9 protein-coding genes are annotated in these 12,341 nt (G+C 71.8%); 7 read left to right on the top strand and 2 right to left on the bottom strand.

All coding sequences use genetic code 11. The features are described from left to right. Positions 1-8: 8 nt before the first annotated feature. Complete coding sequence (locus ACIPK4_RS27750) at positions 9-1,388, top strand: hypothetical protein (protein ID WP_402317205.1); 1,380 nt, start codon at positions 9-11, stop codon at positions 1,386-1,388. Positions 1,389-1,409: 21 nt separating this feature from the next. Beyond that, positions 1,410-3,125, top strand: a complete 1,716-nt coding sequence (locus ACIPK4_RS27745; protein ID WP_402317202.1) for a thiamine pyrophosphate-binding protein — start codon at positions 1,410-1,412, stop codon at positions 3,123-3,125. A gap of 11 nt (positions 3,126-3,136) precedes the next feature. On the opposite strand, the gene ACIPK4_RS27740 is transcribed toward ACIPK4_RS27745, so the two are convergent. Continuing rightward, on the bottom strand, positions 3,137-5,680 hold the full coding sequence (locus ACIPK4_RS27740) for a DUF6185 family protein (protein WP_402317200.1): 2,544 nt from the start codon (positions 5,678-5,680) through the stop codon (positions 3,137-3,139). Positions 5,681-5,873: 193 nt separating this feature from the next. Between ACIPK4_RS27740 and ACIPK4_RS27735 the strand changes: the two genes are divergently transcribed. The 4 genes from ACIPK4_RS27735 to ACIPK4_RS27720 all read left to right on the top strand — a co-directional run bounded on the left by ACIPK4_RS27735 (position 5,874) and on the right by ACIPK4_RS27720 (position 9,825). Beyond that, positions 5,874-6,251, top strand: a complete 378-nt coding sequence (locus ACIPK4_RS27735) for a hypothetical protein (RefSeq protein WP_402317197.1) — start codon at positions 5,874-5,876, stop codon at positions 6,249-6,251. A gap of 180 nt (positions 6,252-6,431) precedes the next feature. Continuing rightward, on the top strand, positions 6,432-7,700 hold the full coding sequence (locus tag ACIPK4_RS27730; RefSeq protein ID WP_402317194.1) for an AAA family ATPase: 1,269 nt from the start codon (positions 6,432-6,434) through the stop codon (positions 7,698-7,700). Next, complete coding sequence (locus ACIPK4_RS27725) at positions 7,697-8,755, top strand: tetratricopeptide repeat protein (protein ID WP_402317191.1); 1,059 nt, start codon at positions 7,697-7,699, stop codon at positions 8,753-8,755. The genes ACIPK4_RS27730 and ACIPK4_RS27725 overlap by 4 nt, the downstream gene beginning before the upstream one ends. Continuing rightward, positions 8,755-9,825 carry a tetratricopeptide repeat protein gene (locus ACIPK4_RS27720; RefSeq protein WP_402317188.1) on the top strand — a complete coding sequence of 357 codons (1,071 nt, stop codon included), beginning with the start codon at positions 8,755-8,757 and terminating at the stop codon, positions 9,823-9,825. The genes ACIPK4_RS27725 and ACIPK4_RS27720 overlap by 1 nt, the downstream gene beginning before the upstream one ends. Before the next feature lie 203 nt (positions 9,826-10,028). Here ACIPK4_RS27720 and ACIPK4_RS27715 read toward each other — a convergent pair whose 3' ends face one another. Further along, complete coding sequence (locus tag ACIPK4_RS27715) at positions 10,029-10,715, bottom strand: TetR/AcrR family transcriptional regulator C-terminal domain-containing protein (protein ID WP_402317185.1); 687 nt, start codon at positions 10,713-10,715, stop codon at positions 10,029-10,031. A gap of 79 nt (positions 10,716-10,794) precedes the next feature. Here ACIPK4_RS27715 and ACIPK4_RS27710 point away from each other — a divergent pair, with 79 nt between their 5' ends. Continuing rightward, the gene (locus ACIPK4_RS27710; protein WP_402317183.1) at positions 10,795-12,315 is read left to right on the top strand and encodes a monooxygenase; all 1,521 of its coding nucleotides are present in this window, start codon (positions 10,795-10,797) and stop codon (positions 12,313-12,315) included. Positions 12,316-12,341: the final 26 nt, after the last annotated feature.

The following is a 12,341-nucleotide window of genomic DNA, read 5'->3' as shown; positions in this document are numbered from 1 at the left end:
GAGGAGCCATGTCCGCAACCGAAGGCCCCGGCCGCCGCCACCCCGGCCTGGAGGAGCTGCTCGCCCGGCCGCTGCTGGAGACGGTCTTCGGCCGGCGCACCCACCGGGTCAGCCGGGGAGCCTCCGTGCCCGCCGGGTCGATGAGCTACAGCTCCCCGCACCCGCCGCGGCCGTTGGACGAGCTGGAGGAGGCGGTGCTGATCGCCCTCACCGGCTCCTCCGGGCTCACCATGCCCGACCGGCCCTTCGAGGACCCGCGCGATCACAAACCGATCATGGCGAAGCCGAACCTGAACATGACCGGGCGGACCGCCGGCAGCCCCGACAACGCGCAGGCCACCCACTTCTTCATGATCAACGACAGTGGCACGTACTACTTGCGCAAACTGCCGCCCGCCCCGGCGAGCCCCTTCGACCCGGACACCCTGGTCGAGCGGGCCCGCCGGGCCAAGGTACGGGTACTGGACCACCGGCTGGACGTCGCCGAGGGGATGCGCGACTTCCCGGCCTACCTCGACTCCAACCGGTTCCTGTCCAACCTGCCGGGCACCACCCTGTTCCTGCCGGTGGTCGACCTCTCCCACCAGTACATCAACGCCCTGATGTACCTGCTCACCCAGCCCGACGGAGCCCGGCCCACCCTCGTCGACGACCGCAACTTCTACCGCCCCGCCGGGGTGCGCAAGTGGGTCGAGAACGGCTTCCTCAACCCCGACATCAAGATGCCGCTCGGCGCCCTGGGGCCGATGCGCACCCAGATCGAGGCCGATCTGCTGCTGCAGAACATGATGCTGGTCGCGGACGCGATGGGGCTCGGCGCCTGGATCCACGCCACGATCAGCCCGCAGATCATGCTCGGCGACCCCAAGTTCTCCCGCGCCTACGGCCGGATGCTGGGCTTCGACTTCGTCACCCCGAAGTTCCGCCCCCTCGACGTCCTTCGCTGGCAGGTACCGCTCCCGAAGTACGCGGCCCTGCGCGCCCACCCGGTGGGACTGCGGGCCGGCGGCGAACACCTCATCAAGGCCGCCTGCCCGCCCCACTACCCGTCGATGGCGGAAGCCGTCGACTCCGTCGTCCGGTCCAAGTTCGGCAAGGACGGCATCTACGCGGACAAGGAGCTCTTCACCCGCGTCTACAAGGACGACTACGCGCAGCGCTACCTCGCGGAGGCGAGCGAGTACGACCGGCAGGTCATCGACTGCGCACGGGACATCTGCACGTACGTCCACGAGACCCACGGCCGCTTCCCCGCGCACACCGACGCCATCCACGTGCCCGGCGTCTGGCTGCAGACGCACCACGTCGAATCCGAGTACTACGACCGGTTCTTCCGGGGCGGCCTGACCGAGGCGCACCGTCGCCACGCCGCCGACTGGGACACGTAGCCCTACCTGAAGGGAGAGGCGATGAGGGTCTACGAGGCCATCGTCAAGGGGCTGGAGGGCGTCGGGGTGCGGGCGGCCTTCGGCGGTGCCGGGGAGAACGCGGCCGGCCTGATGCTCGCGCTGAAGCACTCGAAGCTGATCCGGCCCGTGATCACGCGCCACGAGCAGGCCGCGTCGTTCATGGCCTGCGGCTACGCCATGTACACCAACAGGCTGGGGTTCTGCTTCGCGACGGCCGGCCCGGGCGCGTTCAACCTGTTCTCGGGGCTGGCCGTGGCCATGTCGGACTCCTACCCCGTGCTCGCCGTCTCGGGGTACGCGTCGATGGAATGGCGCGGATGGGGCTCGCTCAACGAGACCTCGGGGCTGAACCGCACGCCCGACTCCCAGGCCATGTTCGCCGCCACGACCAAGAAGTCCTTCCTGCTCACCGATGCCGCCGACACCTGCGACGTCCTGGAGGAGGCGGTGAACACCGCCTTCGAGGGCAGGCCCGGACCGGTGCACATCCACGTACCCGAGAACCTCACCCACCGGGGCGTCGAGGTTCGCAACTTCCGGCCGGTGAAGCTCGACGTGGCGCCGGTGCTGCCTGATCCCGCGCGGGTCGAGGAGATCGCGGACGTACTGGCGGACGCCCTCGCGCAAGGCCGGCGGATCGTCGCGCTCGTCGGCTTCGGCGCGGTGCGCAGCGGGGCGGGGCCCGAGATCAAGCGGCTGATCGAACGCTTCCGGATCCCGCTGCTCACCACCCTGGACGGCAAGGGCATCGTCTCCGAGGGGCATCCGCTCGCGGTCGGCGTCTTCGCGGACAGCGGCCACTCCAGTGCGTGGAAGGCTTTCCGCGAGGCGGACGTGGTGCTGTGCGTCGGCAACTCACTCAACCAGCACGCGACGTTCAACTACCACCCCGGCCTCTTCGAGGACAAGCTGCTCATCCACGTGAACATCTCCGAGGGCGAGTTCCACAAGGCCTACCCGCCCGACCACGCGCTGCTGTCCGACGCGCGGCCGGCGGTGGCCGCCCTGACCGACGCGCTGGAGCGGAGGGTCGGTGAGGTCCCGCCGGTGGAGGTCGACGGGCGGGACTACGAGGCCCGGCACATCCCCCACCGGACGGAAGGGATCCACCCGGGGCAGCTCGCGCAGTCGATCGGCAGGATGCTGCCGCCGCGGGGGGTGCTGCTCGCCGACGCGGGGGCCCATCTGGCGTGGCTCGGCTACTACGTGGAGCTGGAGGAGGGGCAGAACTTCCGCAAGGCCGGCTCCTTCGGGCCGATGGCCGGACACGTCAACGGGGCCATCGGCTTGAAGGTCGCCCATCCGGATCGGACGGTGGTCGTCGGCTGTGGCGACGGGTGCTACTCGCTGTCCGGCTTCGAGCTGATGACCGCCGTGGAGAACGGGATCCCGGTCATCTGGGTCATCTTCAACGACGGCCAGTTCAAGCTGATCAAGCTCTTCCAGCTGGTCACGTACGGCGAGCCCGCGCTGGTCGAGTTCCGCAACCCTGACTTCGCGGCGTACGCCCGCGCATGCGGGGCGGAGGGCTACAAGGTGGAGACCCTGTCCGAGTTCAAGGAGGCCTTCCGCGCGGCCCTGGCCTCGGGGAGGCCCGCGCTGATCGACGCCCGGATCACGCGGTGGGCGGTGCCGCACTACAGCCCGTCGCCGGACGGGGTGATCCCGGAGCTGGTGGACACGCTGGAGGAGCGCCTGCGGGACGAGGCGGACTGAGCAGGTGGGCACTACTTCGGCCGGGAGTCGCTGCCGGCCAGGCTGCGCCACACGCCCACGACGATCGCCAGCTGGGCGGCCAGGTAGGCGACCTGCGTGGACAGGCCCCGCAGCTGGTAGATCGACAGCAGCAGGCCGACGCCGCTGGGCCAGAACCTCCTCTCCTCGCTGAACGTCTCCATGTCCATCCAGATGCTCGTGAGCGTCAGGACCAGGAGCATCAGCGCCACGTGCAGGAAGACGTACCCGAGTTCCGTGTCGGTGATCTGGGTGACCAGGGCGCCCACACAGACGGGGATGGCGTAGGCAGCGGTCAGGCTCAGCGCCCGCACCGGACTTCGGCGTCCGGGGAGCACCCGCCACAGCGCCCCCAGGACCAGGCCTCCCCCGGCCCATGCCACCTGCCACGCCAGGCACTTCGCCGCGATCTCCGGCAGCCCTGTGAGGCTCTGGAACGTGGCCATCTGGGTCCGGTCGTCCTTGAGGTAGCTCAGCCAGACGAGGGCGAGACTGGCCGGGAACCCGAAGCAGAATGCCAGGCGCGCGGCACTCTTGGCGTTGTCCCACCAGTCCTCGCCGGGCCCCCAGCTGAGGGCTGCGTCCAGCACGGAGATCTGGGCCGGTGGACGCCCCTTGCCCCGCCCGGCGAACAGCCAGTGATGCAGTCCGTCCAGCCTCTTCTCCACCTCCTCGCGTGAGAGGTCCCCCTCCGCCCGGCCACGGTCGAGCGCGTACAGCTTGTGGTGCAGGTTGCGGAACTCGTGGGCCTTGTTCAGCAACACGTGCCGGCGCCGCTTGGTGCCCAGTCTTCGAACGCGGAACTCCTCTTCGGTACGGCCCAGTACGGAAAACCGCCGGCCGACCGTGACCACGGCGTACAGCGAGGCGATCATCAGCAGGAGCCAGACACCGAACAGCAGGTTGGAACCCGCGAACTCGACCTGCCGGAACCCCACGGAAAGGGCGAAGACCGCGGCGGTCAGCAGGAGATCCGCCTTGGCCGGCCCCAACGGCGGTCCCTCGTCATGCGCGGCACGACTCTGCCGGTCTCTGACGCGGATCTGCAGCAACGCGACGAGCGCGATGCCCGTCAGCAGCCACGTGTAGGCGTAGACCCATGTGAGGCCGGAGTAGGGGAACTGGACGAGAAACCCGACCCATTCCCGGCCGCGGGCGGTCTCGGACTCGTCGATGAGCCAGTAGACGCGACTCCACAGACGCGCGTGCGTCCACCAGAAGGAGGCGAGCAGGGCCGCCGCCATCAGCGCGAGCAGGGCTGTCGCAACCATCGTGGAACGGATCGGCGCCTCGTCCCACGCCTTGTTCCAGGAACGCCGGGTCATCGCCCCCTCCCGCGCGAAACGCCACGCCCATGCCGCCATCGCGGCGAGCCACAGCCACAACGTCCCCAGCGCCAGCAGTGTCAGCCCGACGAGGCCCGGAAGGGCGACGACCGACAGGAAGCCGGACACCGCCACGGCTGAGGCGATCAGGCTCACCGCCCAGGCCCGACGGCGCTGGGCGTCCTTGACGTCGACGCCGGCCACTGTCTCCTGCGCGGTGGGGCGAGACGAGGACCTGATGTGACACCACGGCCGGGCGGCCACCACCAGGACCAGGGCCAGCGCAATGGCGACGAGGTGGCGCCAGGACGGTCCGGCGGACGGGGGCCGATCCACGATCAGCACGCGCAGGACGGCCGCCACCGCCGCGCTGAGGACGGCCCACAGCAGGATCACCCTCGCAAGGCCGACCGTGCCCGGGGTGCCGGGGTCAGCTGGGGAAACGGATGCACCGGGCTGCTTCCGCGACGCATAGAGCACGGCCACCACGCTCACCAGCGAGGTGAACGCCCACCAAGTCGCGACACCCAACCAGCCCAGGCTCCGCCACTGCTCGCCCACGTTGAAGGAGCGCTGCCAGGGGGGATCCACCTCGACCCGCACGTCGAAGGGCTCCGGTTCGGACCACACCAGGCGCTCCGGGTCGGCGGAGGAAGGCGGAGGAAAGACGTTGGTGGCTTCGAGCCCGTCCAGCTGGACCTCGACCTGGCCCCACTTGGCATACCTCAGCGTGTTCGGCGGCCGGAGGAAGACGCGCCAGTGGTCGCCCTTCCTGTTGACCTCGATCCGCCATGGGCCGAGCAGGAAAGGCCTGTTCTGCTCGATCCATGCGGTCGCCTCGTAATTCACCGTGACCACGTCGCCCCGGACGGTCACCCGCGGGTCGCGGAAGCGCCACTCACGACTGCGCGGGGCGGTGTCCTCCCCCCGGAGGAGGCAGCGCATCGCCTTCCGGTACGGAGCCGACTTCTCGCTGAGTGCCAGATCCGTGGCGCGGGGCCACTCCTTCGCCGAGACACTGACGGTGAGGGTCGACATCAGCTGAGCGTAGCTGCGGTCGTGGTAGTCGAAATCGAGCCGGGCAGTCACGTTGCGGGCCTTCAGCCTCCCCGCCTCACAGACGTCGACAGCGTGCGCCTGCCGTGTCCCGCCCGACGCCGCCAGGGCTGCGGTGAGCAGTAGGACCACGCTCCACCACCGGGTATGCACCATCCCGCCCCGTTCGCATCGTCTCCTCACGGCACCCCGTCCTGAGACCCTCTAACACCCCCCGCGCCCCGCCGCACCCGGACACGCGGCCGCCGCACCCCACTCACCCTCCCGGCCTCCGCCAACCGGATTGCGGGAGAAGGCTCGGCGGCCGACGATGGCATGGGGGACCTGCCCACACTCCACGGGACGTGCCATGACCCACCCCAAGGAATCCACCGCCCGCAAGCTCCCCCGCTTCGAGGAGGCCGAAGGGCTGGGGCCCTCGGACGCGGCGTTCGTACGGGACCTCGTCGAGGTGCTCGACAAACACGGGAACCTGGACCGCTTCGGCCTGTGCCTGCTCCACGACCACTTCCCGCTCGCCCCCGACGAGGTCATGGTCGAGACGAACGACCCCGCCGCCCGCACCTTGCACGCCCACGTGGAGAAGCGGGACCGGACGCGGCACGTGAAGCCCTCCCAGTGGCGGTTCGCGCCCCACGGCGCCGTGGTGGACGAGGGCGGGCCGTACCAGGTCGTCCTGCTATGCGACCCGCTCGACCTGTGCCCGGGCCGCGGCGGCTCACGCTGACCGGCCCGCACGGCTGATCCCTTCGCCCACGGCCCGCGCCGTCTCGGCCTGGCCCAGGGCGCCGCAGGCGGCGGCGCCGGGGCGCCGGGCGGCGGCGCCGGGTTCATGCGCTCCTCACGCCTGTCGATCTTGACCGCACCCGGTGGAGGGGAGCCGCAGACCCCTTTCTAGGCTGACCCCATGTCCGACGAGTCACCTCTCATCCGCAGCCTGCGGGCCGCTGTCGCCGCCGCTCCCGAAGACGTGCCCCTGCGGCTGCACTTCACCGAACTGCTCCTCGCGGAGGGGAGGCACGACGAGGCCGTTGCGCAGGCCGCGATCGCGCTGCAGCACGCGCCGGGCGACGAGGCCGCACGGGACCTGATGGTCCGCGCCATGCAACTGCCCCCGGTCGGCCCGCGACCCCCCGCCTTCGACTGGGCCGCCGCCGAGCAGGAAGTCGCCGGTGTCGTCGGCCCCCGCTTCGCCGCCGACCCCGCCGACGCCACCGGCCCCGCCGATGCGGGCGACGCCGTCGAGACCCCGTTGACCGCGGACGGCAGCGGCGACCCGGGCGACGCCTCCGCCTGGGACGTCGACGCCCCCGGCGACGTGCGTCTGGCCGACGTCGGCGGCATGCAGCAGGTCAAGGACCGGCTCGAAGCCGCCTTCCTCGCCCCGATGCGCAACCCCGAACTCCGCAAGCTGTACGGCAAGTCACTCCGCGGCGGCCTGCTCCTCTACGGCCCGCCCGGCTGCGGCAAGACGTTCATCGCGCGGGCCGTCGCCGGTGAACTCGGTGCCGGCTTCATGTCGGTCTCGCTCTCCGACATCCTCGACATGTACATCGGCACCTCGGAGAAGAACGTCCACGCCATCTTCGAGGCCGCCCGCCGCCAGGCGCCCTGCGTGGTCTTCCTCGACGAGCTGGACGCGCTCGGGGCGAAGCGCTCGCGCATGCACCACAGCGGTCTGCGCAACGTCGTCAACCAGCTCCTCACCGAGCTCGACGGCGTCAACGCCGTCCAGAACGAAGGCGTGTTCGTGCTCGCCGCGACCAACGTCCCCTGGGACGTGGACCTCGCCCTGCGCCGCCCGGGACGCCTGGACCGCACCCTGCTCGTACTGCCGCCCGACGCCCCGGCCCGGGAGTCGATCCTCCGCTACCACCTGCGCGAGCGCCCCATCGAGTCCGTCGATCTCGGCAAGATCGTCAAGATCACCGAGGACTTCTCGGGTGCCGACCTCGCCCATCTCTGCGAGAGCGCGGCCGAGTACGCGCTCCTGGACTCCGCCCGCTCCGGCACCGTCCGCATGATCGGCACCAAGGACCTCCTGAGCGCGGCCAAGCAGATCAAGCCGTCCAGCGAATCCTGGTTCGCCGCAGCCCGCAACGTCGCCATGTTCGCCAACGACGGTGGCATCTACGACGACTTGGTCACCTACCTGAAGAAGAAGCGCAAGCTGTGACGACTCACCCACAGGTCCTACGGGCCCGGACGCTCTACGAGATGATCCGTCCGGAGGAGGCCCGCGAAGCGGTCGGCCGCCGCCTCGCCGAGGACCCCGACGACCACCAGGCGTGGAGCCTGCTCGGCCAGTGCCACCTGACCCTGGGCCGATACTCCGAGGCCTTCGCCGCCGCGCTGGAGTCCCTGCGGCTCGAACCGGGCTTCCTCGACGCGCACTTCGTCCGCGGCACCGCCCTGCGCCACCTGGGCCGGCTCGAGGAGGCCGAGGCGGCGCAGCGCTTGGCGATCCGCATCGATCCGTACGCCTGGGGCCCCCGGCGGCAGCTCGCCGAGCTGCTGCTGGAACTGGCCCCGGACCGCCCGGAGGAGGCGCTCGAGCACGCCGGGGTCGCGGTGCGGGAGGGACCGGAAGAGACCTACACGTGGGCGACCATGTACAAGGTCGCCACGTTCCACGAGCGGACCGAGCTGGCCGACGAGGCCATCCGGCAGATCCTCCGCGTCGACCCCACGCACACCCTCGCCGTCACCGTGTCCACGGAGCGCGAGGCCGCCAAGGCCGGCACCTCCGCCGCCCGGGCCGCCGAACTGTACGCGGGCGGGCTCGCGGCCGCACCGCACTCCGACGCGCTCCGCGAGGACCTCGACAAGGCCGTCTACCGGATGCTGCGCGGCACCCGGTGGCTCGCCCTGCTCTGTCTGGTCATGGCCGCCGTCACCGTGGACGTCTTCCCCGCCGGGGGCACGGCGAAGGAGCTGCCCGTCCATCCCGGCACCCGGCTGTGGGCGCTGGCCCTGATGGCCGTGGTGTGGGGCTTCGGCGCCTGGCGCCGCTACCGGCGGCTGCGGACCGGGGCACAGCTCGCCGTGTTCGCGCTCGTGCGCCGCTCGTTCTGGTCCAGGGTCGTGCTCGGCCAGGCCGCCTGGGCCACCCTGTGCGCGCTGTTGCTCGTGGCCCTTCCGTGGAGCGAGCGCACCGTCCCCCAGGTCCTGTTCTGGCTGGCGCTCGTACCGAACCTGCTCAGCATCACCCACGACCGGGACAAGGTCTGATGAGCCGGGCCCTGCAACAGGCCGACGCCCTGTTCGACCTGGGGCGCCACGAGCAGGCAGCCGCACTCGCCGCCCGGCACCTCGCCGACGCCCCCGACGACGCGACCGCGCTCGTGCTGCTCGCCCGCTGCCGGGACCGCCTCGGCGACGCACAGGAGGCGCTCACCAGCGTCGAACACGCCCTGCGCGTCGCACCCGAGTCGGTGAGCGCCTGGATGCTGCACGCCCACGTCCTGCTCTCCCTGAAGAAGAACGGGCAGGCCGAGGACTCCGCCCGGCGCGCCGTCGAACTCGCCCCGCAGCTCTGGGCGAGCCACTACACCCTCGGCGTCGTCCTGGACCGCAGCGCCCGCAGGAAGCTCAGGCGGGCCGCGTACGAGTCGGCCCTCAGGGCCGTCGCCCTCGCCCCCGAGGAGAGCGACGCGCACGTCCTCCTCGGTCTGACCGCCCACCACACCGGCAACCACCGCGTCGCCCACGAGGCCTACGAGACGGCGCTGCGCCTCAATCCGGACAACAGCGCGGCCCACAACAACCTCTCGCTGCTCCATCTGCGCCGCCGATGGCTCCGTCCCGGCTCGTGGACCCGGGCCGCCGAGGGCTTCGTCCAGGCCGCCGCCCTCGACCTGGACGACCACCACGCCCGCCACAATCTGGAGAACATGGCGTGGGGAACCCTCTTGGGCTCCCGCTGGGTGGCCTTCGCCGGAACCGTCGCGGTGTCATTGGGCTCCGCCCGCCTGCGTGCGGGCGCCGCCGGCACCGACGCCCTCGTCACCCACCTGGTGTGCGCGGCCGTGCTCGTCGGCGGCTGGGGAGGCTGGCTGTGGTGGCAGACCCGGCGGGTCCCGCCCCATCTGCGCCGGCCCCTCCTGCTGGTGTCGCGCGGCTCCCGGCCGGTCGTCGGGATGGCGTTGGCCGTCGCGCTGCTCATCGTCCACGCGGCCGTGGCGCTGGTGCTGTGGCGCAGCGCCGTGTTCAGCGCGCTCGCGCTTCCGCTGTTCGTCTTCGCGCTCGTCATATCCGTGGCCGGCCGCACCACCCTCCAACAGCAGGCGCCGAAGCAGTAGGAGGCCCACTCGGACCACCCGCACCGGCGTCGCCCGGGCGCCGTTCACCCGTCACGCGCAGAGGGCCGTTGGCCTTGCGTGCGGCACCTGGGTGACGGCGGCCCGGGCCCGTTCTGAGGCTGCGCCGGCGTGCCGGTCGCGCCCGGCGCGCGGCCGCGGCGTGCCGGCCGGGCGGGCGGGCGGGCGAGCGGGCGGCCGGGCGGTCACTTCTCCAGGGTGCGCAGGCCGTTGACGAGGAGTCGCAGGCCGAATTCGAAGTGGGCGTCGAAGTCGCCGCCGGCGATCACGGGCACCGACGCGGCCAGATGGGGGAACGCCGATTCCGTGACGGCCAGGCGCAGGCGTTCGGGGTCGGCCGGAGCCTCGCCGCCGAGGGCGGCCTGCTCCTCCAGGGTGTGGCCGAGCGTGAAGTTCACGACGGCCAGCATCGCCCGCGCCGCGTCGCTCGCACCGAAGCCCGCCTCCCGCAGTGCGCCGATCAGGGCCTCGGCGAAACCGAGCGTGTTCCCGCCCGTCGAGTGGGTGCCGGCGAAGACCCGGGCACCGTCGCGGTGGCGGAGCAGTGCCGCACGCAGGGCGCGGGCCCGACCGGTCAGCTCTTCGGCCCAGTCCCCCTGATCCGCTCCCCCGGGTGCCCTCGTGTCGCGGTCCGCCAGCATGCGTTCGGCCATGGCCGTCAGCAGGTCCTGCTTGGTGGCGAAGTACCGGTACAGCGCCCCTGCCTGCACCCCCATGGCCTCGGCCAGCCGGCGCATGGTCAGCGCGTCCAGGCCGGCCTCGTCCAGCAAGTCGAGGGCGGTGGCGACGGTGCGGTCGGGGTCCAGCTTCGCGGGGCGCCCCCGGGCGGTCGTCCGTGTCGGCGGCCCGGCGGGGCTTGACGGGGAACTCATGACCCACATTATAGTGAACAGCGTTCACGTGAACATCGTTCACTAAATAGCGGACGTACTGAATGAGGAGGTGAGGCCGATGAACCCGGACGTGATCGTCGTGGGAGCCGGCCCGACCGGGCTGATGCTCGCCGGCGAGCTGGCCCTGGCCGGCGTACGGACGCGGATCGTGGAGCGCCGCTGCGAGCCGCAGCACCAGTCGCGCGCACTGAGCCTGCATCCCCGCAGCGTGGAGGTGCTCGACCAGCGGGGCATCGCCGACCGTTTCCTCGCCGCGGGCCGGACCGTGCCCGGCTGGCACTTCGCCGCCCTGGACACGCAGCTCGACTTCTCCGCCCTGGACTCCCGGCACGGCCGCACGCTCTTCCTCGCGCAGGCCCGTACGGAGGCCCTGCTGGAGGAACGCGCCCGCGAGCTGGGGGTGGAGATCCTGCGCGGCCACGAAACCGCCGGGGTGCGCCAAGGCCCCGACGGCGTCGAGGTGGACGTACACGTCGCAGGTGTCCGCCGGACCATGCGGTCCCGGTACGTGGTGGGGTGCGACGGCGCGCGCAGTGCGGTGCGGACGGCGGCCGGGATCGGCTTCCCGGGGACCGGCGAGACGCTGACCGGGATGCTCGGGGACTTCGGTGTGGCCACCGCGGACCCCGGCACGCTGGAGCGGGCTCGGGCGCGCGGTGTTCTGGCCGTCGGCCTGGAGGGCGGGCTGACCCGCTTCGTGCTGCTCTCCCCGTCGCGGATGAGGGTGCCGTCGTCGGAGCCGGTCACGGTCGAGGAGTTCCGCAGCGCGCTCCGGGACGCCTGTGGCAGCGACTGCGGTATCGGCGAACCGCGGTGGCTGTCGCGGTTCGGCAACGCCACCCGGCTCGCGGAGTCCTACCGCGCCGGGCGGGTGCTGCTCGCGGGCGACGCGGCGCACATCCACTTCCCCGCGGCGGGCCAGGGTCTCAACACCGGGCTCCAGGACGCGATGAACCTCGGCTGGAAGCTGGCCGCCGAGATCAACGGCTGGGCGCCCCCGGGGCTCCTGGACACGTATCACGTCGAGCGGCACCCCGTGGGGCAGTCGGTCACCGAGAACACCGAGGTCCAGACCCTGCTGGCGGAACTCGCCCTCGTGGAGCAGTACGAACGCCCCGCCCGGGCCCTGCGCAGGCTGATGGACGACCTCCTGGGCCTGGAGCAGGTCAACCGCCGTCTCGCCGGCGCCGTCTCGGCGATCGACACCGCCTACCCCTCGCCGGGCGACCCGCTCACCGGCCGGCGCATGCCCGACGTCGCGCTGGTCGCCGGTGGTTCCGGTGCCACCGGGGCGGGCAGGGTCTACGAACTCCTCCACGAGGGGCGCTTCGTCCTGCTCGGGCTCGACGGCGACGCCGCGGCTCCTGACGCCGGGGAGTGGGCGGCCCGTGTCACCTCGGTGGCCGTCGCCCGGTACGACGCCCATCCCGCGCTCGACGGGCTCAGGGAGATCCTGATCCGGCCCGACGGTCACGTCGCCTGGGCGACCCGGACCGCCGACGGGCGGGCCCGCCGGGCGGAGCGCACCCTGGCCCTGACCGGCTGGGCGGGCAACCCGTCCGGAAGGGAACGGGGATGACCACGCCGGGTTCGTCACGTAGTCGT

The sequence above is a fragment of the Streptomyces sp. NPDC086989 genome (assembly GCF_044745505.1).
Taxonomy (GTDB): domain Bacteria; phylum Actinomycetota; class Actinomycetes; order Streptomycetales; family Streptomycetaceae; genus Streptomyces.
Note: the sequence above shows the minus strand (reverse complement) of the source record. Positions and strands in the feature narration are given on the sequence as shown.